Annotated in this window: 22 protein-coding genes; 7 read left to right on the forward strand and 15 right to left on the reverse strand. The window is 50.2% G+C overall.

What is annotated here, in order from left to right; genetic code table 11:
- Positions 1–3 precede the first annotated feature (3 nt).
- From FHC52_RS22840 to ygjG, 6 genes are all read right to left on the reverse strand, one after another.
- On the reverse strand, positions 4–216 hold the full coding sequence (locus FHC52_RS22840) for a hypothetical protein (RefSeq protein ID WP_259280432.1): 213 nt from the start codon (positions 214–216) through the stop codon (positions 4–6).
- Positions 217–2,844 carry a fimbrial biogenesis usher protein gene (locus tag FHC52_RS20775; RefSeq protein ID WP_023294615.1) on the reverse strand — a complete coding sequence of 876 codons (2,628 nt, stop codon included), beginning with the start codon at positions 2,842–2,844 and terminating at the stop codon, positions 217–219. It abuts the gene before it with no gap.
- A 77-nt stretch (positions 2,845–2,921) separates the two neighbouring features.
- A complete protein-coding gene (locus FHC52_RS20780; protein WP_220420242.1) occupies positions 2,922–3,629 on the reverse strand; it encodes a fimbria/pilus periplasmic chaperone in 708 nt (235 codons plus the stop codon).
- A gap of 45 nt (positions 3,630–3,674) precedes the next feature.
- Positions 3,675–4,208, reverse strand: a complete 534-nt coding sequence (locus tag FHC52_RS20785) for a fimbrial protein (RefSeq protein WP_021242352.1) — start codon at positions 4,206–4,208, stop codon at positions 3,675–3,677.
- A gap of 72 nt (positions 4,209–4,280) precedes the next feature.
- Complete coding sequence (locus FHC52_RS20790; protein ID WP_220420243.1) at positions 4,281–4,823, reverse strand: fimbrial protein BcfA; 543 nt, start codon at positions 4,821–4,823, stop codon at positions 4,281–4,283.
- 511 nt (positions 4,824–5,334) lie between these two features.
- Entirely contained in the window at positions 5,335–6,714 is a 1,380-nt protein-coding gene (gene ygjG, locus FHC52_RS20795; RefSeq protein ID WP_008503172.1) for a putrescine aminotransferase, read from the reverse strand.
- A 436-nt stretch (positions 6,715–7,150) separates the two neighbouring features.
- Here ygjG and FHC52_RS20800 point away from each other — a divergent pair, with 436 nt between their 5' ends.
- On the forward strand, positions 7,151–8,671 hold the full coding sequence (locus tag FHC52_RS20800) for a PAS domain-containing methyl-accepting chemotaxis protein (protein ID WP_008503173.1): 1,521 nt from the start codon (positions 7,151–7,153) through the stop codon (positions 8,669–8,671).
- A gap of 336 nt (positions 8,672–9,007) precedes the next feature.
- Positions 9,008–10,567, forward strand: coding sequence for a methyl-accepting chemotaxis protein (locus FHC52_RS20805; RefSeq protein WP_219283412.1), 1,560 nt, complete (start codon positions 9,008–9,010; stop codon positions 10,565–10,567).
- Here the strand turns inward: FHC52_RS20805 and FHC52_RS20810 are convergent.
- Positions 10,564–11,058, reverse strand: a complete 495-nt coding sequence (locus tag FHC52_RS20810) for a PadR family transcriptional regulator (protein ID WP_008503175.1) — start codon at positions 11,056–11,058, stop codon at positions 10,564–10,566. The two genes, FHC52_RS20805 and FHC52_RS20810, sit on opposite strands and share 4 nt — an antisense overlap.
- Positions 11,059–11,204: 146 nt before the next feature.
- Between FHC52_RS20810 and FHC52_RS20815 the strand changes: the two genes are divergently transcribed.
- On the forward strand, positions 11,205–11,969 hold the full coding sequence (locus FHC52_RS20815; RefSeq protein WP_126289370.1) for a siderophore-interacting protein: 765 nt from the start codon (positions 11,205–11,207) through the stop codon (positions 11,967–11,969).
- Here the strand turns inward: FHC52_RS20815 and FHC52_RS20820 are convergent, their stop codons facing one another.
- Together FHC52_RS20820 and FHC52_RS20825 are read right to left on the reverse strand one after the other, a co-directional pair.
- Positions 11,970–13,139 carry a DNA repair protein gene (locus tag FHC52_RS20820; protein WP_032653488.1) on the reverse strand — a complete coding sequence of 390 codons (1,170 nt, stop codon included), beginning with the start codon at positions 13,137–13,139 and terminating at the stop codon, positions 11,970–11,972.
- A 389-nt stretch (positions 13,140–13,528) separates the two neighbouring features.
- Positions 13,529–14,020 carry an Hcp family type VI secretion system effector gene (locus tag FHC52_RS20825; RefSeq protein ID WP_023294612.1) on the reverse strand — a complete coding sequence of 164 codons (492 nt, stop codon included), beginning with the start codon at positions 14,018–14,020 and terminating at the stop codon, positions 13,529–13,531.
- Between the two features lie 299 nt (positions 14,021–14,319).
- Between FHC52_RS20825 and FHC52_RS20830 the strand changes: the two genes are divergently transcribed.
- From FHC52_RS20830 to FHC52_RS20845, 4 genes are all read left to right on the forward strand, one after another.
- On the forward strand, positions 14,320–14,622 hold the full coding sequence (locus tag FHC52_RS20830; RefSeq protein WP_008503179.1) for a polymorphic toxin type 44 domain-containing protein: 303 nt from the start codon (positions 14,320–14,322) through the stop codon (positions 14,620–14,622).
- A complete protein-coding gene (locus FHC52_RS20835; protein ID WP_126289368.1) occupies positions 14,600–15,073 on the forward strand; it encodes a hypothetical protein in 474 nt (157 codons plus the stop codon). The genes FHC52_RS20830 and FHC52_RS20835 overlap by 23 nt, the downstream gene beginning before the upstream one ends.
- 123 nt (positions 15,074–15,196) lie before the next feature.
- Positions 15,197–16,308, forward strand: a protein-coding gene (locus tag FHC52_RS20840; protein WP_126289366.1) for an IS3 family transposase whose coding sequence is annotated in 2 segments (ribosomal slippage) — positions 15,197–15,458 and positions 15,458–16,308 — 1,113 coding nt in all. Because the reading frame shifts where the segments join, the coding sequence is not laid out codon by codon here.
- An 18-nt stretch (positions 16,309–16,326) separates the two neighbouring features.
- On the forward strand, positions 16,327–16,848 hold the full coding sequence (locus tag FHC52_RS20845) for an inovirus Gp2 family protein (RefSeq protein ID WP_126289364.1): 522 nt from the start codon (positions 16,327–16,329) through the stop codon (positions 16,846–16,848).
- A gap of 69 nt (positions 16,849–16,917) precedes the next feature.
- Here the strand turns inward: FHC52_RS20845 and FHC52_RS20850 are convergent, their stop codons facing one another.
- The 6 genes from FHC52_RS20850 to FHC52_RS20875 are packed head-to-tail and all read right to left on the reverse strand — an operon-like array spanning position 16,918 to position 25,920.
- A complete protein-coding gene (locus FHC52_RS20850; protein ID WP_126289362.1) occupies positions 16,918–17,565 on the reverse strand; it encodes a hypothetical protein in 648 nt (215 codons plus the stop codon).
- A gap of 15 nt (positions 17,566–17,580) precedes the next feature.
- Positions 17,581–18,336, reverse strand: a complete 756-nt coding sequence (locus FHC52_RS20855) for a PD-(D/E)XK nuclease family protein (protein WP_126289360.1) — start codon at positions 18,334–18,336, stop codon at positions 17,581–17,583.
- 31 nt (positions 18,337–18,367) lie between these two features.
- Complete coding sequence (locus FHC52_RS20860) at positions 18,368–20,215, reverse strand: YaaW family protein (RefSeq protein ID WP_220420244.1); 1,848 nt, start codon at positions 20,213–20,215, stop codon at positions 18,368–18,370.
- A 35-nt stretch (positions 20,216–20,250) separates the two neighbouring features.
- Positions 20,251–23,166 carry a type I restriction endonuclease subunit R gene (locus tag FHC52_RS20865; RefSeq protein WP_126289356.1) on the reverse strand — a complete coding sequence of 972 codons (2,916 nt, stop codon included), beginning with the start codon at positions 23,164–23,166 and terminating at the stop codon, positions 20,251–20,253.
- 58 nt (positions 23,167–23,224) lie between these two features.
- On the reverse strand, positions 23,225–24,433 hold the full coding sequence (locus tag FHC52_RS20870; protein ID WP_126289354.1) for a restriction endonuclease subunit S: 1,209 nt from the start codon (positions 24,431–24,433) through the stop codon (positions 23,225–23,227).
- Positions 24,433–25,920: a type I restriction-modification system subunit M gene (locus tag FHC52_RS20875; protein ID WP_310572722.1), complete on the reverse strand. Its 1,488-nt coding sequence runs from the start codon at positions 25,918–25,920 to the stop codon at positions 24,433–24,435. Before FHC52_RS20875 ends, FHC52_RS20870 begins: the two co-directional genes overlap by 1 nt.
- Positions 25,921–26,013: the final 93 nt, after the last annotated feature.

Consider the following 26,013-nt stretch of genomic DNA (forward strand, 5'->3'; position numbering starts at 1 on the left):
GGTCTAAATAGGCTGATTCAAGGCATTTACGGGAGAAAAAATCGGCTCAAACATGAAGAAATGAAATGACTGAGTCAGCCGAGAAGAATTTCCCCGCTTATTCGCACCTTCCTTAACAATCGAGATGCCACCGTTAGCATTTTTACAAATATCGGCTATTCCATAAGGTGAGAATGCCAGCCCGACCACATAAAATAAAATCATCCATAATTTCATTTATATACACTCCGTTTTCAACCGCAGCAGCGGCTGTTTACTTTCAGGTAATTGATACTTCACGCTACATTGCTTGTCTGACCCTTCACCCCACTGAATTTTCAGCGTTCCCGCCGGGCTCAGGCCAGAGAGATAGACCTCTCCGTCTTCACCCACAATCGTATCGCTGCCATTGTCATCACGTGACACCATGGCGCCGAAAGGAACGGGTTTGCCCCGATGGGTTAAGGTCATTAACGCACGCGTACCAGGCCGGGCTTTGAAGGTTGCACGCACAACCGCGCCACGGGTTGGGACCACATTGGTTACGGCATCATCGATATCCATATCGTCAGCCAGTGAGTTGATGTCCAGTGCCATGCGGTTGAGATGATACGAGGACGCGTAGGGAACCACGGCATAGCCTCTCCAGTCGGTATGAATACCCGGCTCGTTTTCGACCTTGACGTTACTCGCGCCCGGAGCGGCAATCAGCACGTTGGTATCACCCAGTGGCTGGCTAAGGGTGATGCCGTTCCGGTGAGCAATGACGCCGCCGCTCAAACCGTAGTTCACCTGCTGGTAGTCGCCGTTTCCGCTGTAGTTATAGCCCACGTTCGCATTGCCATAGGCGCTATCGTATTCAAGGCTGCTGGAGCCTTGTGATTTTGTCCCCTGGCTTGAATAGCCTTCCTGAACGCTGTAGCTCAGGTTGTTATCCTCAAGCAATGTGCCGTTGATCCCGGCATTTTGCGAGGTTTCACCCTTTTTGTCGGTGCTGATGTTGTAGGTGGCATAAGCATAGTTATGCTTCTGGCTGACATCGTTTTGTGGACGCAGCCACAGGCTCAATGGCAGCGACAAATTCAGCGCGTAAATCTCGTCGCTTTTCGACATGCCCGGTGATTTGTTGTAGTTGTAGGACAGGCTGTAGGACACATCTTTAATGGTCCCGCTAAAGCCTACCTGGAGTAGCGTATTTTTTTCATCGGTATGCCAGTAGGTCTGTTGGCTGCCCGTGACAAAGAGCGAACCAGCATGACCAAGCTGCTGAGAGATGTTGAACTGAACCTTTCCTCGCTTGGTGTAGTACAGATTGTAATAATCCATCCAGGGATTTTGCTGTTCGGTATCGTTGTCCTCGTGGTCACCCGTGTAGCCGCGCATTTGCTTATAGGCTGTTTCATCCAGGGAATAGAATCCCGAGGTCGAGTACCGGTAGCCCAGCAGCTGAAAGTTAGTGCCGAGGCCGTTAAGGGATTTTGCATACAGAAAACGGATCGATTGCCCTGAATGCGTGCTGTCATCCGCCAGCGTGCTCTTCGCGTGAGTCACATCCGCAGAGATAGCGCCCAGTTCACCCATATTCAGGCCGGTGCCGAATGCCAGCGAGTGGTAATTGTTGGTTATCTGCGATCCGCTATACAGCGTGAAGCCATGCGAAAGCCCCCAGATTAGAGATCCCTGAACGAAATTAACCTCGTCCTGTTGATCGCTGCTGCTGCGGTATTCGGCTGCTGTTAATGCGTACTTTACGCGGCCTTCACGCTGGAGTACGGGAACGGTGGAATAAGGCACGGAATAGCTGTTGATGCTACCGTCAGATTCTTTTACCTCAACACTGAGGTCACCGCTTGAGGACGTGGGAAACAGGTCGCTAATCGCAAATGCACCCGGTGGAACATAGCTTTGATAAATGGTGTAGCCATTTTGCTTAATGGTTACCTGAGCATTGCTTTTTGCGATACCCCGGATCGTGGGCGCGAAACCCTTCAGGCTATCGGGCAGCATATTGTCATCAGAGGCGATTTGCGCACCGCGAAAAGGGAGGCTGTCAAATACGTCTGATGGGGTGTAGCTGTCACCCAGCGTCAGTCTTCCTTTCAGCGGAATGACCGCGCGTTCAACATAGGTATTAATGTGCTGCCAGTTGTCGCTGCGTGAGTCATCGCTGTTGTGATAATTCCAGCTTGAGTAATCCCTTAACCGCCACGGGCCAAGGTTTAATCCGCTGTTAAGCCCGAGGAAATAGCTTTTACTGGTTGAGTTGCTCTCCCCCCGATCGCGGCTACGAGAGCCGGTGAAGTTATAATTCAGCAGGAGGGCATTAATGCCTTCATCCCATTGTTCAGGCGGAATGTATCCGCGTGCGCTATTCCTCAGGGCGGCTTGCGGGATACTGATATCCAGCCGCTGATGCTCAAAATCAAAGGTGGTTGATGAGGCGGGAATGATTGACGCAATATCAATACAGCTGTCCGTCTTTTCCGCCGTCAGGGCAGGAAACGCCTGAAGGTTAACGCCCAGGTTTTCCAGCGCTTTTGCTGATAAACAGGCGGTCAGACCGGTATCATCCGCCTGCGGTTGTGCCGTCGACGCGGTATTTCTTGCCGTAAAGGTGATATCGCGAGTCGCCACAAACGCCCCGTTAAGCCAGAGATCAACACGATAAACGCCTGGTGCCTGGCCATTGGTGGAAAACCGCGACAGGTCAGCAACGGCAGAGGGATCGCTAGACAAAAATGCCGGGTTGAAAAAATATTCTGCACTTGCATCTGATGGCGATAGCAATCCTGCTATCGCCATCGCCACTGGCGTAAGGGATGTTAAAGAAAATGTGCTAAAAATCAGTGAAGTATTACGTTTCATCTCTTTTCCCTGCAGTAAATGCTAAGTACTTCCTTCCTTGAAGACAAAATGCAGGTCTGCTATTTCATTTCAGGTTGTTAATGGGAACAAATCTGCGTAGGGGTATTTGCGCCGAAATCATTCACTGTCTGGAATTTCACACTGCCGGAACCGCCGCCGGGGATATCCACCGTCAACGTGTTTTTAGGTGCGACCATTGAATTGGGAAGACGGGTTCCCCCAACAAAGAACTGCACCAACGATACGTAATACGGTGATGGATTCGTTATGATGACTTTTCCATTTTCTGTCCGACACGTCAGCGTTTTGGGCGCATCCACGGAAAGGGATGTTAATTTCTTAGGGCGAATGAATAACTTAATCACATTCTGTGTTGCTATTTGCAGCGTATTGCCCTGAAGCTTATTTTTATCGACAGACGGAATAGCCTTGCTGTTCAGATAGAAAACAGTTTCGCGATCGGCAGGAAGGTCGGGGCCGATATACATAATACGCAGCGTGTTCTCTTTCTTAGGGTGGATAACAAACAACGGTGGCGTAAGGATAAAGTCTGGTGACTTGATACCCTCAACGTTGGCTACCCATGATTGTATTAAGAACGTATTGTCTGCCGACGAATTGATCACCGGTAATGAAACCTGTTTATCCCCTTGCGGATAAATGACGCGGGTAGCCCCTAAAGCAATTCCACCTGCAGAGGCATTCGTTGCCAGACCCATTGTCAGCAGCAACGTACCAGCCATCATCAGGCGAGACAAAGACGTAGGTGATGTGTTCATTTGCATTGTTCCCTCAATTCTCATGACGAGGCACTCGGGCCTCTGAGTGTTTTACTGGTAGACGACGTTAAACCATACCTGGGCGTCGGCCGTACCAGCCTGAACGTGCGGTTGTGTGGAGCGGTATTTCGCCATAAAACGCAGAACATTGGCGCCGTTCTGCAAGGGGGCGTACCAGGGCGGGGCTGTATCCGGAATAAGTAGATGGCCGGTTGCGTCAAATATTCCCACACCAATCCCCTGCGCTGCGCCTGCGCCATAACCTGCGCGAAAAATTTGCGGGTCTTTTGCATCGGACTCGCCGCTGAACAGTACGCCCGCACGTTGACTGACGCTGGTATCGCAGTCTTCTAGCGTTATCTGAAAGGCTGTTGGTGCTGCCCAATCGCCCGTTGCGGCAAATTCGTTATTGCGTATTTGGCCCATACGCACAATCTGGTCCTGACTTTCTGCACTGACGGAACAGCCGGTGTTGACGACTTGCCCCTGAAAATGCACGCTTCCGTCGTCAATTGCCGAGGCGGGCAGTGCAACGCACAGCAATACGCTGAAAAACAGCACTGATTGCCTGGTGACCTGTCGCATAGTGACTCCGTTTCGATGGATCGGCAAAACACCCCCGAATCAGATTCCGGGGGTGTTACTGCAGCTAACGAATCAGGAGTAAACCATCTGGAATGTTGCAGTCGAGGATACGTTACCCGGCGTGGCCGCACCGGTAGCGATGTAGTCAACGCTCAGCGGGATGGTGTTCTCGCCATTGATCAGCTTCACGTTGGAGGAGGTATCACCGATATTGAGTACGTTACCATCCGGTCCGAACAGTTGCAGTGCGACGTTAGTTGCTGAGCCAGCTCCCGCTGTGTTAGCCAGTGAACCTGCCAGTCCTGCGTCTTGCTGACCGTTGAAAATCACAGCGGCGTTCTGGCTTACCGTGGTGTCACAATCTTCCAGAACGATTTTGAAATCTTCTTTCTGGTTCGCCTGCATTCCTTTTGTCGTCAATTTCACAGTACGAACCTGGCTCAGCGTTACAGTCTGATCTACGGAGTCAGCTGCGACCGAACATGCAGCATTAACAACCTGGCCAACGAAGTTAACCGTACCGCCAGAAACCGTGACGGTGTCTGCCTGTGCGTTCATCGCTACGCCACTTACCATTGCCGTTGCAATGACCATTGCTAAAACGTGCTTTTTCATACAAATCCTTTTAAATAAACATCTTTCTGTCAAATTGAAATTGAGTAAAAGCTATATGCTTTCACAGCGTGAACTTGAATAACGTTTAACAAGTTCCGTTATTTAGAATATGCATTTCGCATAATGGACGGGCTTATTGAAAAGCTCTTTTCATCATGTTTATGATGTTCCGCGGCAGGTATTCTAGGAGTCGTGAAATATTATTTCAATGTATGGTGGTATAATATGCCGTTAGTTTTTTTTAGGTATAATATTAGAATTAATTAATATTTTTGAATGATGTGAGTGGTGGTGTTTTTACCGGATTTTAACAATGGGCGCCCTGTTTGCGGTCAAATAGATAAAGGTGGTGTATGGATATCGGTTTGGTTGCAAAAAAAATCATGTAAGAGAAAAGGAGCTTTATAATTTTAAAAGTATAAATGTATGTCTGAAATATAATACTATTATTTCAATTTGTAATATTTATACCAGAAAAATGAAATCCCCCTCGGTTAAGAGGGGGGATTGATCAGATCTCTTCTACGCGCACTCTGAGTGCTGCCAGCGCTTTACGTGCCGCTTTTAGCACCTGCTCACACTGCTCAATGGTCAGCGTAAGCGGCGGTTCAATACGAATAGTTTTTGCGTTATTAAGCGTTCCGGCCACCAGCACTCGCTGCCTGAACATCTCGCTCGCGAAGCTGTAGCCGATTTCGTTATCAACGAACTCAATCGCCATCAGCATCCCTTTGCCGCGCGCTTCCTGCACAAGGTCAGGGTATTCCCGGCCCAGCTGGCGGAAGCCGTCCAGCAGCATGTCGCCTTTTTGCTCCGCCTGCGCAGGCAGGTTTTGCTCCAGCAGCACGTTGATGGTCGCCAGCGCCGCCGCACAGGCCAGCGGGTTACCGCCAAAGGTGGTGGTATGCAGGAACGGATTGTCGAACAGCACCGAGAAGACTTCTTCGGTGGCGACCGTCGCGCCAATCGGCATCACGCCGCCGCCGAGCGCTTTCGCCAGGCACAGAATGTCCGGCTGCACGTTTTCGTGCTCGCAGGCGAACATCTTGCCGGTACGCCCCATGCCGGTCTGGACTTCGTCGAGGATCAGCAGCGCGCCAAACTCGTCGCACAGCTGACGCACGGCAGGCAGATAGCCCTGCGGAGGGAGGATGACGCCGCCTTCACCCTGAATGGGCTCCAGGATCACCGCCGCCACGTCATCGCCGGTTTTACGGCATTCACTCAGCACGGTGCGCATGGCGTTAATGTCGCCGAACGGCACGTGGCGGAAGCCCGGCAGCAGCGGCATAAACGGTTTACGGAAAGTGGATTTAGCGGTCGCCGACAGTGCGCCGAGGGATTTACCGTGGAACGCGCCGCTGGTGGCGATAAAGGTGAATTTCCCGCGCGGCGACTGGTACGCTTTGGCGAGCTTAATCGCCGCTTCGACCGATTCTGTGCCGCTGTTGCTGAAGAAGCTGTATTTCAGTTTGCCGGGCGTTAAGGCCGCCAGCGTTTTCGCGAGCATGGCGCGAAGCGGGTCGAGCAGTTCCTGGCTATGGAGAGGTTGTTTCGCAAGTTGATTCTGTACGGCGGAAACCACAACTGGATTACGGTGCCCCACGTTGAAAATTCCAAAACCTCCCAGGCAATCGATAAACTCCTGTCCCTGGGTGTCGACAAGCGTGTTGAGACTTCCCGCTTGCCACTCTACGGCTCCGTAATCCCCGCCGGCGGTAACAGATTTGCGATACTCCAGAAACCCTGGATTGACGTGCTCTTTAAAGTAATCGATGACCTCACGGTTAAGTTGTTTCATCTCCTCATGATCAAGCGTTCGCTTCTCAATGAGATTCAGTGCGTGCGCGGTACAGGCAAGAGCCGAGGCGCTGGAAGGTAACCTGTTCAAAATGTGCTCCCGGGGATCGCGTATCACATGATACTGGTTTAAGTATTGCAGGGATTACGCCACTTCAGAGGCCTTAACGAAAATCGGGATAAACGCCAGGTTAAAATAATGTTGCACAATATTTAATCATGCCGATAGAAGCCAAACGGGATTTAGCGGTACGGGGCAGCAAGTATAAAGAAAGGGGGGAAGAGCGTCGCTGCACTAAAGAGGTGCATACGCTGCAACTTAAGCGGGCATTAACAGGTCATGCTTTGTCGGTAATTTCTTTGCGAAAGTATTTGAAATCAATGAATTAAAATATCGTACAAAAAGTATGGTTTAAGTCAAATCTGCGATCTTCATCAAGTTTAACAACTAAAGATAAATTGTTTACCGCCGAAAAAACATTGACCCACAAAATTAACATTCAAATAACCTGCAAGGGATGCTCACGATGTCCTCTCCAACCTATGTCACCCAGAATGAATATCCTCTGGACGATGACACCACCTTAATGTCTACCACAGACGTCCACAGCTACATCACCCACGCCAACGACACCTTTGTGCAGGTGAGCGGCTATCAGCTCGATGAGCTGACGGGCCAGCCGCACAATATGGTGCGCCATCCCGATATGCCAAAAGCTGCGTTTGCCGATATGTGGTACACGCTGCAGCAGGGCGAGCCGTGGAGCGGGATTGTCAAAAACCGGCGCAAAAACGGTGACCACTACTGGGTGCGTGCTAACGCGGTGCCGATGGTGCGTCGCGGGCAGGTGACGGGCTATATGTCGATTCGCACCAGAGCCACAGCGGAAGAGATCGCCGCCGTGGAGCCGCTCTACCGGGCGCTGAACGACGGGCGCTGTAAAAAACGTATTCACAAAGGGCTGGTGGTGGGAAAGGGCTGGCTGGGTAAACTCCCGGCCATGCCGCTGCGCTGGCGCGTGCGCAGCGTGATGGCGGTGCTCTTTGCCGGACTCGCCGCCACGCTGGCCGCCACCTCCGCAGGCTGGTTACCGCTTGCCGCCGCTGCGGTGGTGATGCTGATGGGAACGCTGCTGTTTGAGCAACAGATTGTCCGCCCGATAGAGAATGTGGCGCGACAGGCGCTGAAGGTCGCCACCGGCGAGCGCAACAGCGTGCAGCATCTTAACCGCAGCGATGAGCTGGGCCTGACGCTGCGCGCGGTAGGACAACTTGGCCTGATGTGCCGCTGGTTGATCAATGACGTGTCGAGCCAGGTGGTGAGCGTCCGTGACGGCAGCGACAGGCTGGCGCAGGGAAATGAAGATCTGAACGATCGGACCCGTCAGACCGTCGCGAACGTGCAGCAGACCGTCGCGACAATGAACCAGATGGCCGCGTCCGTGCAGAGTAACTCCGAGACCGCCGCCGAGGTGGACAAACTCTCCGTGGCCGCCAGCAGCGCGGCGACGAAAGGGGGCAACGCGATGCAAACCGTCGTTAAAACGATGGATGACATTGCCGACAGCACGCAGCGCATTGGCTCGATCACCTCCCTGATTAACGATATCGCGTTCCAGACCAACATTCTGGCGCTGAACGCGGCGGTTGAAGCGGCAAGGGCAGGGGAGCAGGGCAAAGGGTTTGCCGTGGTCGCGGGCGAAGTCCGTCATCTCGCCAGCCGCAGCGCCAGTGCGGCTAATGATATTCGTAAACTCATTGATGCCAGTGCCAGCAAGGTGCAGTCCGGTTCTGAGCAGGTTCACGCCGCGGGCCGTACGATGGATGATATCGTTGTGCAGGTGAAAAACGTGACCCAGCTTATCGCCCAGATCAGCCACGCGACCTCCGAGCAGGCAACCGGCTTATCAGAGCTAACCCGCGCGGTAGCTGAACTCGACAGCATCACGCAGAAAAACGCCGATCTGGTCGAGGAGAGCGCGCACATTTCGGCCATGGTGAAGCACCGCGCCGGACGCCTTAAGGATGCGGTGACCGTGCTCCATTGAGTCAGTCATGTTCCAAAAAAGCCGTTTATACCGTAGGGAATAAACGGCTTTTTATTTTTCTGATTGTGACTATTAATGGGTTTATTGTTAATTTAATATTAAATAACTAAAGAAAGTGCGTCAGTTATTTATTCCAGCCTAAGTCAGTTCTTCAGAATGCTATTTCGAAAATACCCCGTTTGGCGGTCTGGTAACGATCGATGAGGCCATATTAATAGCCTGCACCTATGTATTGTGAGGATTATGAAATAAAAAAACGATCAAACTCATAAAGTTAGCGAAATCGTTACCGATAACAGCGATCGTCTGAGAAATAATCACATCGATGGAGAAAATATGTTCTTTCATGACGTAAAGATCGGCACGAAATTATTTCTGGCGTTTGGGTTCTTTATTGTCCTGATGGCGATCAGCGCAAGTGTGTCTTTGCTGAGCCTGAACCGGGCAAATAATGGGATGCAGTCCATTGTTACCCATGACTATCCGACTACGGTAAAAGCGAACCAGTTAATTGATAACTTCCAGGAATTTATTAGCACTCAACAGCTGATGCTGCTGGACGAGCAGGGTACCTACACGGGGCAATCTCAGCAGCGCCTGAAAGAGATCAGCGAGCATATCACGGTGATCCTGGGCGAGCTGAACACCGCCTTGCAGGATCAAAAGTCTCAGCAGGTGCTGGCGGAGATCCGCAGCGTGCGCCAGCAGTACCTGGATTCACGCTACCGCATTCTGCAGGCGGTGCAGAACAACAACCGTGCGGGCGCCATACAGGAAATGATGACTACCACCCTCGCCGTGCAGCAGGCTTACAAAGCGAAGGTGAAGGAGCTGATCGCCATTCAGAACAGCGAGATGCAGCGTGCGGGTACGCAGGTGGAAGGGGATTTCAGGTCTAACCGTCTGCTGCTGATCCTGCTCACGCTCTTTAGCGTTGCGGCAGGCAGCCTGATTGGCTGGTTTATCGTGCGCGCTATCACCCGCCCGCTCGGTGAGGCGGTGAATTTCGCAAAAGCGATTTCAGAGGGCGATCTGACGGGCAGCATCACGCCGCACGGCAAAGACGAAACGGGCCTGCTGCTGCATGCGCTGATGGAGATGAAGACGCGTCTGCTGGACATTGTGCAGCAGGTGCAGACCGGCTCGGAGAATATCTCCAGCGCAGCCGCGCAGATTGTCGCCGGGAACCAGGATCTGGCCGCACGCACGGAAGAGCAGGCCAGCTCCGTTGAACAAACTGCCGCCTCGATGGAGCAGATCACCGCGACGGTGAAAAATACCGCCTCGCATACCGGTGAAGCGACCAACCTTTCTGCCGATGCCGCCACGGTGGTCAAAAACAACGGTGAGATGATGAAGCAGGTGACCAGCAAAATGCGCCTGATTAACGAGACCTCCAACCGGATGTCCGACATTATCGACCTGATCGACGCTATTGCGTTCCAGACCAACATTCTGGCGCTGAACGCGGCGGTGGAAGCGGCGCGCGCCGGTGAGCACGGCCGCGGCTTTGCGGTGGTGGCAGGAGAGGTGCGCCAGCTTGCTCAGAAGAGCGCGTCGTCTGCCAGCGAAATCCGCGAGCTGATTGAGAGCTCCACCAGCCAGACCCAGGACGGGATGAACCTGGTCGAAAAAGCGAGTGGGCTGATCAACGGCATGGTTGGCAACGTGGAGGAGATGGATGCGATCCTGCGCGAGATCCGTCAGGCCAGCCATGAGCAGACGGAGGGGATCTCGCAGATCAACAGCGCGATTGGCCTGATTGATGCCACTACCCAGCAAAACTCCGCGCTGGTGGAGGAATCCGTCGCGGCGGCGGCATCGCTTAACGAACAGGCGATGCACCTGAAAGAGCTGGTACGCGTCTTCCGCGTGAGCGAGCACGCACCGGCTTAATCCAGCTGGGAGATCTCCAGCGCCGCGCGGTCAATCACGCCGATAATCTGCTTAAGCTGCGCGTCGCTGAGCTCTCCCTGATTCACCTTCAGGTCTAATACCGCCTTAAAGTTATCCAGCGCCCGCTTCATCTGTGGGTTTTTGCGCAGCTGAAAGCCGACGCTGCGCGCTTTGATACGCACCTGTATCTGTTCCAGCTGTTCCCGGTTTTCGTCCAGCCAGCGTTGTCCTTCAGCGGTAATCGCAATGCGCTTACGCCCGTTCTCTTCTTCTGTAATGGTGATAAACGCCTGATCCTGCAAATAATCCAGGGTTGGATAGATGACGCCCGGGCTCGGGGTGTAGTTCCCCTGGGTCAGGTTCTCGATCTCTTTAATCAGCTCATAGCCGTGGCTCGCGTTGCGGGTCAGGATATCCAGAATCACCAGCCGCAGATCGCCGTGGCCGAAAAAACGCGGACGACGTCCGCCGCCCTCGTGTTCGTGTCGCATAATATTCCCTTTTTTTGATATATCTAAACTATATCTAAGATATATTCAGATGCAATCTAAAAGATCTTGCATTTTTCCTTATTAGTAATCATTATCATTTGAAAATTGATTTAGATATATCGTATTCACCAGAAAAGGGTCTAAAAATGGCATCTACTCGTTATCCACAGCGTGTTCGTAATGACCTGCGTTTTCGCGAGCTGACGGTGCTCCGCGTTGAGCGCGTCAGCGCGGGTTTTCAGCGCATTGTGCTAAGCGGCGAGGCGCTGGAGGGCTTTAGCTCCCGCGGTTTCGACGACCATACCAAAGTCTTTTTCACGGCACCCGGGACGACGTTTACGCCGCCGGTGGTCACCGATGAAGGCATCGACTGGGGCGACGGCGTGCGTCCGCAGGCGCGCGACTATACGCCGCTATACGATGAGGCAAATCATGAGTTGGTTCTCGATTTCTTCATTCATGACGGCGGCATTGCCAGCAGCTGGGCGGTTGAGGCGAAAGCGGGAGACAAGCTGACCATCGGCGGCCCGCGCGGTTCGCTGGTGGTGCCGGAGGATTACGCCTGGCAGCTTTACGTGTGCGATGAATCCGGCATGCCCGCGCTGCGCCGACGCTTAGAGAGCATTGCTCAACTGCCGGTTCGCCCGGACATACACGCGGTCGTGACGGTTGGGGATGAATCGTACCAGGACTATCTGGCGGACCTGAGCGCGTTCAATATCACGTGGGTGGTGGGCCACAGCGAGCAGGCAGTCGCTGACCATCTGGCGGCGCTGACCGTTCCGGAGGACGATTACTTTATCTGGCTGACCGGGGAAGGGAAGGTGGTGAAACGCCTGAGCCGTCAGTTTGAAACCGACGCGATTGACCCACAGCTGGTGCGTGCCAGCGCATACTGGCACGCCAAATAATCAGGCTGCCGAATCCAGCTGCGCTTCGCTCACCTGATGTTCGAGCGAGGCGCGGACCTCGTGCAGCGCTTTCTCCTGCTGAGCAAAGTACGCTTCCATATTGCTCAACGACGAGACCAGCAGCCAGGACTCCTCTTTCTCCAGCTCCGCCAGCTCGTTCACTAAAATGTCGATTTGCTCGCGAACCTGCGCCATTTTTTTGCGGATACGTTCCAGATCGTTCAGCCTGTCGCTTGCCATCAATGGCTCGAAGCCCTGCTGCAGGCGGGCCACCAACGAACGAATGGCTTTCACATCGCCGCGCTGCTTCGCCTGGTTAAGCTGTACCATCATGCTGTTGGCTTCTTCTTTCAAATCGTCCGCCACCAGATCCGGGTGGCAGAGCTTGCTCGCCTGCCGCCAGAGACGCTTGAGCTCGTTCTGGTCCTCTTGTGAAAGATGCTTACCTTTGCGCAGCCGCACTTCGGCATCGTGATGCTGTTCGCGATACTTCTCGTACTCTTCGTTCGCCTCGTCGCGCGCCTGACGCGCAGGCTCCTCTTCGCGCGTTAAGCCGCTCTCCAGCTCCAGCGCTTCGGCCAGTAGGTTGGCAATCAGATTGCTTTGCTGCTCCAGATGCTTACGCGCCTCAGCGGCCTGGACGGAGTCGGCCGGGAGATCGCGCCAGCGCTGGGTCAGCGTCGCCAGCACCTCTACCGCCTGCGCCATATAGTGCTGGCAGCGACGGTAATCCTCCTCGCGCCGACGCGCTTCCGCCTGCTGACGACGCAGGTTCAGCTCCGCCAGCGTTTTACGCAGGGCGAGGATCTGCTGCATCAGCGGCCCGAGGCGGGAGAAATAGAGATCGTTGAACTCATCAAGCTGCTGTACCCGCGCGTTGCGGCGGTCAATCAGATCGCGCAGACGCTCTTCCAGCGCCTTCAGCTCCAGCTTGCTGGCCGCCACCTGTGGATCGCGCCACGGCGTCACGGCGCGCTGGCCCTGCAGCCAGGCGGTAATGGCCGCCATGGCCGCGGTGTAGTTCTTCTCCTCAAGCGCCACGACGATTGCCTGTAGATCATCGTCAAACGCTTCATTTTTCAGGCGTGTCAGCTGGCTCTGGATGATGTCGTCATCTTCCAGTTCAATGGCATTTTTAATGATTTCTAGCCGTTTGATCGGTGTGCTCATGATGCCTTTCGCTTTGGCGCTTAAGTATTTGAGTTAAGGTTAGTTGTTGTAAAAGCTACAGGAAATAATACACACGGATGATGATCGGCGCGATGGGGGATTTCTTTAGTTTTTAGGGTTTGTGAGGGTGAGCGGCAGGCCGGACTATGTGTGATTGATTACGTATGTGCTTGCATAGGGTGCAGCAAAAATCAGAGGCGGTAACTGCCAGAGAATGCTTAACAGCATTAAGCATGATTAAAATACCCCAAACGTGTAAGAAGTGCGGAGAGCCGGCACCGGGTGATCGCGCGAGGTATTGCCATCGAGGGAGGCTACGTGCTGGCAAACCCAAGGTGCGAAAGAATTGGCACTAAAAACAATATAGGGCGGATTAACCGCCCTTTTTTTTACGCTGTTACACGCTCGTTCCACGCGTCTGAATATTGGACGTTCCCATCGCAATACTTCCAGGTGATCCGCTCATAGCGCAGCTGTACGCCCTCATTATGATTATGCATCTGTAAACCTGGCTCTTTGCAGTTATGCATAACGGGGTTAATGCTGACTATCCGGACGTTTTCCAACAGCATGTTGAAATACTCTACCTCTTGCCCCGCATCGTTGATTTTATACCACTTAATTTCCGCGCTTTTCAGCGTCTGCCCGGTAGCTACGGCCTTATAAAGATATGGGCTGGAGCTATCAAACTCCTTTTCTATTACGAGCGGCGCATGTAAGCGTGTACCGGTGATTTTGCCCGTGTTGTTATCGGTAGGAACTAACAGGCCGTGACTAAAAGAAAGCACCTCAATGCTTCCCTCGCGGTTTTGAACATCCACAGATCCATAAATCGGGTTGCCGCCATCGTCTCTAAGCCACAGGTAAGCAGGAATAGCCATTTTTAAAACTCCATTTTATGTAAAGAGAATAAACCCTCATTAACGGCTAAAAACCGATCGCAGGTGATACAAATTGTGTTATAGATTCGTGTTATTTAATCGGGTTACTTATTGATGTTGCAAATAAAATTAATAGATTGATCTCAAACAGTATCGCGCCGTGCTGTTGCTCTTATGTTGCTGGTTTTGCCAGGTAAAAGGGAATAACGATGGCATGTATACCGATTTACCCGCCCCGCGGGCTGGAGATATTGCGCGAACACATCAGGCTTGCGCGGGCGCGTCACGGAGTTCAGGACATGGCCACCCCGCTTACGTATACGTGGTTTTATGAGCGAGTAAGGAACGGCGGACCGTGGGATTACAAACAACAAAAACGGGCTTACGCTGACTTCGGAAATTTTCATTACGGCGCTGTGGGTTATGCAGCGTGCATCCCTGAAAAGATTTTGCTTATTGCCGCTGGCGCGGCGCAGTGGAAGGCCGGCACATCAAGGCCGGAATGGGGCAATTTTACGGGAGCCCCGCCGTTTGGTGATGATCCGATGGACCAATTTTGGATAAAGCAAGGCATAGACTATGTTAAGCAGCACCACTATTAAGGCGTTTAAGACGTTGCATTGGGTGGCTACATTCACCATGGCTATCGTGATTGCGGGATACTGTTATTTTCAGCATATCCAGCGCTTAACGGTGAGTGACAAACTTTATGAGGTTCGCCAACTCACGCCCCGTACGTGGTTATATATAACTGAATATGACGGCTCGAACATGACCACAGGGGAAGTATATCGTTATTTTTTAGCAAGCAAGATTGACGGCGATCCGCTGGCGGCTCTCGAAAAACAACATATCGCCCCAACGCTTACCGCGAACACCGCCCGTGCGAAAGTTGACGGCATAGGCAACAATATCTCATTTACTGTTTATGGCACCGTGTACAGCTTTACAACGTCCGCATTTTTTTATGATGCTGAGGGAATAGCTGCCGCGCCGTCAATCGACTTAACGGCCCGTGGCGAGGGCTGGGGCAAGGGGAAATTTAGTCGATAGATAATTATTTATTTAAAAATCCCCTGCGGTCGTGTCAATGACCCTGTAAGCATCCCGGTAAAGCGGACCATTCACATTTAGAGATCTTCCGGCATACTGATTATGTTCCTGGAGGAGATCGCCATGCGCAAAGCTCGATTCACCGAACACCAGATCATTGCCGTTCTGAAGTCCGTCGAAGCCGGACGCACCGTCAAAGATGTCTGCCGCGAAGCTGGAATTTCTGAGGCCTCGCACTACAACTGGAAAGCGAAGTTCGGCGGTATGGAAGCCTCTGATATCAAAAAGATGAAAGACCTCGAAGATGAAAACCGCCGGCTGAAACAGATGTTTGCGGACCTGAGTCTCGAGTGCCGCGCACTGAAAGACGTTATTGAAAAAAAGCTTTAAAACCAGCGATAAAGCGTGAGCTGGTCAGCTATCTGACCGCGCAGTTTGCCATGAGCTTACGTCAGGCATGCAGGATATTATCGCTGAGCAGGACGGTATTTTGTTATCAGCCGGATACGCGACGTGATGAGCCGGTCATTATGGCGCTGAGCGTTGCGGCTGAACGCTATCCGCGATACGGATTCAAAAAGCTTTTTCAGGTGCTGCGCAGGAAGGGTAACAGCTGGAACCATAAGCGCGTTCACCGGATTTACTGCCTGCTGAAACTGAATTTTCGCCGTAAGGGAAAACAGCGCCTGCCGGTGCGCAATCCGGCTCCGCTGGCGACGCCAGAGGCGATGAACCAGAGCTGGTCCATCGATTTTATGCACGATGCGCTGGTGTGCGGCAGACGCTTCCGGATCTTCGACGTGGTGGATGATTTTAACCGCGAAGCACTGGCGATCGAAATTGACCTGAATATCCCGGCGCAGCGGGTCGTGAGAGTGCTGGACAGGATCGTGGCAAACCGCGGATATCCGCTGAAGATGCGGATGGATAACGGTCCGGAACTGGTCTCGCTGACGCTGGCACAATGGGCAGAAGAGCATGGTGTGATGCTGGAGTTTATCAGTCCCGGCAAGCCAACACAGAATGCCTTTATCGAACGGTTCAACCGGACATACAGAACAGAAATACTGGATTTTTATCTGTTCAGAACACTGAATGAAGCACGGGAAATTACAGAGCGCTGGCTGGCTGAATATAACGGCGAGCGCCCCCACGAATCTCTGAATAACCTGACACCGGAAGAGTACCTGCTGATGGCTGAAACCCCGGAAATCTCAAAAAGTGCGTGGAACTAAAACGGGTGTGCTTACACTATGGCATTAAGAGCGGATCTTCATTACCCACCTATTTTAGATAATGGTGATACAGTATGCTGTTTTCCTAACCTTGAACCCGGTGCAATATCACGATTTCTGGATTCGATGAAAGCGATTATGGAAGCACATGAACATCGCAGAAAGTTTGCTGGGATCAGAGTCAACAAGAACGTTGTACGTAATGTCTGGGCAAGAGAATACTCAACGAGTGGAAAATGCCATTTCCATATTTGCTTATTTTTTAACAAGGATGCTTATTACCATCTGGGGCATCTTAAGCATAGTGGTACACTTAGCAACCAGATAGTCAGAGCTTGGTACAGTGCTCTCGGACTAGAGATTGAAGATTGTCGTGATCTTGTTCATTTTCCCGATAACGGTAAATACATACTGGACAAAAACGATCCTGATTTTGACGTCACATACGATGAGTTGCTTGAACGACTGGATTACTTGACCAAGCTTGATACGAAGGTATTTGGTGAGGGAGATAGAAGTTTCGGGTGTAGTCGGGGATAATGTTTACTGCAATGGCCTTTCTTAAGCGAGAAAGGCCAAATCAAACCAGATAATGTTAATTATTTAATCTTATTCACTTACTGCAATCTGCGCTTCGGCCAAAAATATAGCATCCAGAATTTTTGTAGATTGTAGTAGCTTTTCAAGAGCTGTTTGCAATGGGAAAAATACTTCATGTTCCACTGGAAACTCACCATGCTCTTTCCAGCATTCAGTGAGTAAATTAGGTTCAATCGTGATAGGTAGGAAATAGTTACCTTTCCCTTGTTCCAATAGCCCTAGTGTCTGCAGTTGCTCACGATAGGATTGCTGAATATTACTCGCATAATTAGCAATTTTTTTGACTCCACCAAAATACCCAGCATTCAATTTAAACTCAAAACCAAACTGCCCCTGCTCGGTTCCCGTACCTGTCAGGACGGCTAAAATATAATCATTCCCTTCAGTAACAGTCGAACTGTTTTCAAACCAATATTTGCAGTTAACGCCTTCAATGACCCAGGCTGGATGGGCTAGCCAGCAATAATCCTGATGTTCATAATTTGCTTTACCTACCCAGCGGTTGTCTTTCATAAATCTTTCAACACACTGATCAAAGCTTTTCCAGAAGGCAGGGCTTAAATGCTGTTCAAAATAAACAACAGCTTCGTTAAACATCTTTAGCTGCGAAAGAATCAGTATACCGGCCTGACGTTCTGCATCGCTGTGTGGATTCATGTCTAATCCCTTAAATTAAAATGTACGAACTCGATTAAGAAAGCAAAATGCGGCATGGGCAGCCATTTGGCGTGAAGGCGAGTTTTCATTGGCAGAAATGAATTCTTTGTAATGTTGTTGCAACGAAGACTCTAAAGCTGTAGCGAGATGTCGCCAGGAAATACAGGGAACATCCTCTGGTTTGAAATCTAAGCCACAGGTCAGCGGTTTTCCGCCACGAGGCGTTAAAAAGATAACGGCCCAAGGACGTGACATTGCGCGCAATTTAGCATCAGAACAGTATCGGGCGACTTGTTCTGGCTGTTCATACGCATCAATTTTCACCTCTATAAGCAGGAAAAAATTATCCGCATTGATTTCTACATCAACACGATTGGTATTATCGCCAGTAGGATTAGTTTCAACCCGCACCCGACAATAGTGAAGGTAATCTTCAGGGATATCATTTCTGCTGTGTCGTATTGCCTGCAGGAATGCCTGTAAAGGTAGTCTCCCGAAACCATGAGTCCCCTCAGGATCAAGAAGCCAGGCAAGAACAGCTGTGTTACGAACTTCTTTACGCCCAAGGCCTGCTACTTCCCAGGGATCAAAAGATAAAGATCGATGCTGAACAACTTTCAGTGGTTCAGAGAGAAGGCTGAAGAATTCAGTTAGCTGAGATGCATCAATATTTGTTTTTTTATCTTTTTCTCTGGCCCACTCCAGGTTTTTTGGCCATTGGTGAAAAAATTCCGGTAGCAACTCAACCAGTGAAGAATTGTCATGTTCCATTCGATGCCCACTCAAAAAAAAGACGAATTGTTCATACTTGCGGCAATTCAAAACACTTCACCGGTTTCCCGTCCTGCATTTCTACCAGTAATCGCGCAGATTGCGGCTGCTCAGCCAACAATCCTTGTTGGAATTTCCCGAACGACGAATGGGCCTCTTCAATAGCCATCTTTTGATGCATTAATGTCGTTGTCGTCCATTTCCGCAGTAATACTTTATTGGCATTGGTGGTATTGCTCTGTTCCGTCAATGCGCTGATGCCTTGTATCCGCTGGTGAAGCTGACGCTCAACTTTGTCAACAACGCTTCCGAACTCCTGATAGTTATGAACAATGGTTTGTTGGCGGTGCCTGACGAGTGTTGTGTTACCTTCCGCATGAATCAAAAGGTGTAACGCTTGCGCACGAACCTTCATTGCCAGGTCCCATTCATGGATTCGTTCATCAAGGATCTTTTGTTGTGTCTGGATCTTATTCGTAATTTCCGAACTGCCAAAGAGCCCACGGTCTTTAAGTGCTGCCACTTTGTCGCCAGTAGCAGTAATATCAGTCAGTAAGTGTGCCTGCAGGGCGGAAAACTGGACTTCAATATCCTCCAGTTTTTGACGTATTGCGGGTGAGCATTGCCCCTCCAGGACCGTGGGGGTAATTTGCTGCAGATACTGTATGGCTCCAATGATCTCTGACTTACGTGCATTGTTCTGGAACGCAGAAACCTCGCGTACTGCTTCAACAATCTCCGTCAATTTTTTACTGATATCAGCCAGGTGCTTTTGCGCTAGCACGGCAGAAGCAACATTCAACAACATTCCGGCGTTAACAAGCTGACTGAGTTTGTCAGGATTCAGCAGAACGGCATGTTCTTTGATGCCTTTTTCTCCCAGGCTAAATCCACGGAAACCAGGGCCATCTTTTACACTCGCCAGAGGACCATTAATAATGACCTCCATATATTGATGGCTGGCAACATGTGCAGAGGTCGCTAGTGAGGGTAATGTTTGCAACAGCGGGCTCAGGCGTGAAATACCGGCAATATCCTGTTCCTGCATCGCACCCGTGTTGATACTTTCCGAAGGTGGAATTGTCGCAACCGTAAGCGCAGGTTGGTTAATATCATGCCCAAAACCCCAGCGTTGATCGTATGTGAGAGCAGGCAGCGTGGCAGGTGATGGCTGGGTGGCAAGCCGGAACTGGCGGGAGTTTTTTAAGCGAATCCAGGCAATTTGCACCACGCAAGGCAGTGTCACTCGAAACGCAGGGTTTGAGATGTCATAGGCGGTATAAAGACCCGTAATAGCCAGGCCAACCGGCCCGGTTAATACGCCCAAAACGCGCCCGATGCCAAGCCCTGCAATTAAAGGCAGTACTTTGCCTGCGGTCGTTTGTGCAAGACTATTGGCAACGAGTGCCGCTCTCTGCCAGACAGGAATATCCATACTGGCAGAGCCGTTTATGCCCATCTCACGAAGAATCTGGCGGCGCTCATCATCCGACATTTTTTTCCATGACGAGGTAAATACACAGTCAATAATCAGCGCTTCTTTTTCTTCTACCGATGCATCAGCCGGGACTTTCATCTTCAGATGGCTGGCAACGTCATCTACAATTTCGCTGTAGTTGACGCCGTTGCGACGAAACAGATTCACGAACGTATTACCACCGAAATGCTGCAACTCCCGAACAAGCAGACGCAGAGTTTCGTCATCAGGTATATCCTGGCGTTTGGCATCCTGTAATACATTCTTCACACTGTCTGACATGGAAAAACCAAGCTTACTGGTGTTAGTGACATAATCGATCAGCAGATCTATATCGCCTTTGTCTGCGTTCAACAGCAGTTGAACCAACGCGTCATCACCCTGGATATCTATCTCACTCATGAAAATACCTCTCCCATATTCGTCACCAAAATCTTTTAAAACCCGCGCATCCCATTGATAAACGTTTCAATCACATTGCGCACACGGTCATAGACACGTGCCCGCACGTTCTTGCGTTCCAGAATCTTCGGCGTCCAGGTTAGCGTTTCTGCCACTTCATCCTCTCGCGGCATCACGTCGGTAAAGAGGTAGTTATCCAGTAAGCCGGTCAGTTTGACCGAATCAAGTCGCTCTTCGCTACACAAGGCTGCCAGCGCCTTACCTTTTTCCTGTTCGACATAAGCTTCAAACACCTGAGTGATATCTTCGTCATGCGAGGCATGCAGCAGGCTTTTTTCGATAAAATTATCAATAAGCTCACGTTTACTACGCAGCGTGACGTCGCTGTCGACAATATCCATGATCTTTTTCTTCTGCTCCTGCTGCTCTTTTGGCGGCATCGCCTGTATGCCCGCTAGCAGACGCAGAATGTAGCCAACGTTAATTTCGTCGCGATGAATCAACGAGACTTCAAAATCCACGTCTTCAAGAATCGAGACTTTCTCCTTGCTGGAGTGCTTTTTCACCTTGTCGTGAATATCGAGGTATTTACTGGTGAAATCCGCAAGTGTCTGGTCCGACAGCGGTTTCGCCGCATCTTCAAAATCGGCAAAGCTTTCGAGGATGTTTTTTAAACGCATCACATCACGAAACGCCGTTACGAATGCCAGTTGCGCTTCTTCATCCGGTAAATCGTCCACGCTTTCCACCGTTGGCGTCAGCGTTAACAAGCGATCGACAGCGTCCTGATAATCCCCGAAGTACTCGTCAAAGGGTTTGACTAGCACGGTAGAAGAGGCATCTTTATTTGAGAACAAGGCAATAGCATCGTCGGTGGCTTTCTTCAGATTACGGAAGCAGACGATATTCCCGTGGCTTTTCTTCTCGTTGAGAATGCGGTTAGTGCGGGAAAACGCCTGCACCAAGCCGTGAAAACGCAGGTTTTTATCGACGTACAGTGTGTTCAGCGCCGGGCTGTCGAAGCCGGTGAGGAACATATTCACCACCAGAAGAATATCGATGCCTTTCTCTTTGGTACGCTGAGCAATATTTTTGTAGTAGTCGTAGAAGCTCTTTGAATCATTGGCTGAGTAGCTGGTGCCATACAGCTCGTTATAATCCTTGATAAAACTATCCAGATGATCGCGACTCGAGGTATCAACTTTCGAGCCCTGCGGCAGGCTAATATCCTCTTCATCCAGCAGACCGTTTACCGCCTCTTTATCACTTTTGTCCGCTTCATTGGCGGCATAAGTGAAGATGGTGGCAATTTTTAATGGCTTGTAGTTGGCATCCGCCGCCTGCAGTACGGCCTGCTTTTCTTTAAAGAGTTTGTAGTAGGTGATCAGCATATCGACTGACCCGACGCAGAACATCGCGGTGAACTCGCGATTGCGAGTCTTGGCGTTATGATGGGCAAGGATATAGTCGGTGACTTTGCCTAACCGGATATCGCTTTCCATCACCTCTTTGGTGTCGATATCTTCCACATCGATATCGATCTCATTGCTGCTCTCTTTGCGTTTGTAAGTGCCGACATATTCCACGGCAAAGCGCAGAACGTTTTCATCGCGGATGGCGTCGACAATCACGTATTTATGCAGGCATTTATCGAACAACAGCTCGGTGGTCTGTTTGACCCCATTGGTGATATTGACGTTATCGGCAAAGATTGGCGTCCCGGTAAAACCAAACAGCTGAGCATTCTCGAAGAAATTCACGATCGCTTTATGCGTATCACCGAACTGACTGCGGTGGCATTCATCAAAGATAAAGACAATGCGCTCTTTGCGCAGGTGTGCGAGCTGCGCTTTATACCCTTCATGGGTGATGGCGTTATTCAGCTTCTGAATGGTGGTCAGGGTCAGTTTGGTGCTGCTTTGCTTGAGATGTTTTATCAGCGTACCGGTGTTGTTGGTGGTGTCCACGCTGTTTTTCGCAAAGCCGTTGAACTCTTTCGCCGTCTGATAATCCAGATCTCGGCGATCGACCACAAAAATAACCCGATCCACTTCCGGCATCTCCATGATCACCTGGCTGGCTTTAAACGAGGTCAGCGTTTTACCGGAGCCGGTGGTATGCCAGATATAGCCGTTCTCCGGCCGTCCCTGCTTGTGGAGATTGTCCTTCACATGGCGGATCATCGCTTCGCAGGCGTAGAACTGGTACGGGCGCATCACCATCAGGCACTTACGGGTTTCATTCAGCACCGTGTAGTGGGTGATCATTTTGGCGATGTGACAGACTTTCAGAAATGCGTCGGTGAATTTTTCCAGCGCTTTGAGCGGGTTATTATTTTCATCGGTCCAGAAGAAGGTCTGCTCAAAGTGATTGGCGCGGTTGTTAGCGTAATATTTGGTGTCTACGCCGTTGCTGATAATAAAGATCTGCACATACTGGAACAGGCCGCTGCCGACCCAGAACGCGTCGCGATGATAACGAGCAATCTGATTAAAGGCTTCTTTAAGCCCCAAACCGCGACGCTTAAGCTCGATCTGCACCAGCGGCAGGCCGTTGATCAGCAGCGTGACGTCGAAGCGGGTTTTACGCGTGTTTTGCTCGGCGTTGAACTGCTTCACCTGGCTCGTCACCTGAAACTCGTTCTGGCACCACTCCTCTTTATTGATAAAGCTGAGCCACTTCTCGGTGCCGTCATCACGCAATAACTGGTAGCGATCGCGCAGGATCTTAGCGCGATCGATGACTTCATTGCCTTTGGTCAGGTGCAAGAAAATACGGTTAAATTCGCTGTCCGTGAGTGGCGCAGATTCTAGTCGGTTATGGATTTCAATCTGCTTTCGCAGATTGGTTTTCATACTGGTTTCGTCGGTGACATTCACCCGTTCGTAGTGCATGCCAACCAGCTGTTCCACCAACTGCGCTTCTAACTCGTATTCGCTTTGTGTTGCCATCAGTGTGTAGTGCCTTTTGTTATTGTGCTGGCCCGGAGTGGGTCGGACCGGATGATTATTATATAAACAGTTGCTGGAGCAAGCCTTGCTTCCAGGTTTTTAATTTATCTAGTTCTGCTTTTTTGACAGCAATTTTATTGTCAAGAGCAGAGAGAAAGTTGGCAATTTTGGTTTGTTCTTTTTTACAGGGACACAATATTTCTATTTTTGCTAACTGTTTTGCATACAAATGTACGACTGAGTTACCTTGAGCCATTTGAGCAATTTCGTATTTTTTCTGAGAGTTGATATAATAAGACAAGAACATACCATCAATAACTTTTGATCGTATAATATTAAGGTCTCCTCCCAATATCACACCATCACTCAAAACACATGAAGCTTTTGAGATATCTATAGCTGTTTCTCCTGATGATGGAATCAAAACATCATGGGATAAACTTAAAATGCTATTAGTCATTGATTGATTTGTTCTGGATTTTATTTTACTTATAACCTCACCATAGTCTGTATATAGCTCACCATAACGAATACATTCTCGTTCACCATCTTCTACAATATCTTTTTTTGCAACACCTTTTCCTTTTAAAAAGATAGCAACATCACCAAGTTTGTGGTTCTCCCAAACAGGAAACGCAGCTCCATCATCATCCATAAATCGTAATTTTCGACTAAAAATCTTCTGCATCATGCCTTTTTTGTACTGGCCCAGCAGGTCGTACTGCTTGTTCAGTAATGTGATTTTTTCGTCAACAGAGGACAGAAAATCGGCGATTTTGGTTTGTTCTGTAACATCAGGAATAGTTACAACCAACTCATCGAAGTTTTTTTGGCCTAGAGTTTTGTTTCGACCTGCACCACCAGGGGATGCAAGTTCTAATAAATATTTCCCTTTTTTTGTCAGGAAGTATCTTCTGATATAGTCAGTGTTACATTTGTTATCTTTAGGTAAGTACATTGGGAATCGGTGAGATGCAATACATCCCTCATCTTTCGACGAAGTAATTGCTACCGCTTGTTCCCAAGCAAAAACGATGTTAAAAATAACAGCATCTTTCTTTATCCAAAAAACGCGTTTATTCCCTAATTCAGCACCAGACACCTCCTCTTTATGGAATAAACCTCTACCATGGGAGCGAATCCCGATTTCTCGATACCTTTCTATTTTAGAAACGGATACAGGGGAAACAAAGCGAGCTAAAATATCCTCAATTTTATGCTTACCCAGGGGGGCTGAGAATGATTTAAACCTTATCTTTGGCACCATTACTTATTCCCCTCCACCAACGTAAACGGCGCATCAATCCCCAACTCCTTACAGAACCCAGCGATGGTCTTATCGATCTCTGCCACTTTCCCTTCCAACTCGCGGATTTCCTGCGCCACTGCGTTGAGGTCAATCTTTTCTTCCACCTCAAAAGTCTCAACATAGCGCGGAATATTTAGGTTGTAATCGTTGTTACGGATTTCTTCCAGCGTCGCGATATGGCTGTATTTCTCGACCGCTTTCCAGTCGTTGTAGGTATCGGCTATGTTATCGATATGCTCCTGCAACAGGCGGTTCTGAGTTTTCACCTTTTCAAAGTCATTGCTGGCATCGATAAACAGAATACTGTCATTGTGCTTACGGCACTTGCGCAGTACCAGTACGCAGGTCGGAATGCTGGTACCGTAGAAGATGTTGGCAGGCAGGCCGATCACCGCATCAATGCAGTTCAGCTTCTCAATCATAAACTGACGGATATGGCCTTCCGCTGCGCCACGGAACAAGACCCCATGAGGCAGAACTACCGCCATGGTGCCGTCATCGTCCAGGTGATGGAACATATGCTGTACAAACGCCATATCTGCTTTGCTGGACGGAGCCAGTTTACCGTACTGAGCAAAGCGGTCATCGTTCATAAACAGCGGGCTGGCACTCCACTTGGCGGAGAACGGAGGGTTAGCAACGATGGCGTCAAATTTCAGATGTGTATGTTGCGGGTGCTCCAGCGTATCTTCCTGAATGATCTCAAAATCAGCATAGTGAACCCCGTGCAGGATCATGTTCATTCGCGCCAGGTTATAGGTGGTACGATTCATTTCCTGGCCGTAGATTTTACCCACCGACGAGGCTTCACTTTTAACGCGCAGTAACAAAGAGCCGGAGCCACAGGTCGGGTCATATACGTTTTTCAGTTTCAGCTTGTGAGTGGTGACGATTTTAGCCAGCAGAGTGGAAACCGGCTGTGGGGTATAGAACTCACCGGCTTTCTTACCTGCGCCTGAGGCGAACTGGCCGATCAGGTACTCGTAGGCATCACCCAGAATGTCTGAACTTGCTTCGCTCAGGTTAAAGCTCAGTTTGTCGAGTTCAGTGATGACTTTGCCGATCAATTCGTTTTTTGCTTTCGCAGTGTTGCCGAGCTTGCTGGAACCTAAATCGAGATCTTCAAACAGGTTGCTGAAGTCATCCGCAGAGTCGGTACCCAGCGTGCTCTGTTCAATGTTGCGTAAGGTAGTGGCGAGGTCTTCCAGAATAAAGCCAGTACCTGTGCCTTTGGGGTCTTTAGCCACACGCTCCGCCATGGTGTGGAACAAATCCGTTGGCGGCAGGAAATAGCCTAAGGTCTGGATACTGTCTTCTTTTACCGCATCAACGATATCCTGATACGCCGGATGTTCCGCAGTCAATTCATTGTACTGAATGCCATCTTCCGCCAGGATTTTGTTCGCATACGCGACAAATTTTTCTGATGTAGCCCCCTGAAACACCAGACAGTAGCTGTATCTCCAGATAAGAGATAGGCTTGAATATATGTCTAACACTAACACCAATTTTGAGATGACCGGGATCCTGTTAGGGCA

Origin of the sequence: Enterobacter sp. EC_64, from assembly GCF_019584165.1 — a bacterium.
In the GTDB taxonomy this organism is placed as follows: Bacteria; Pseudomonadota; Gammaproteobacteria; order Enterobacterales; family Enterobacteriaceae; genus Enterobacter; species Enterobacter roggenkampii.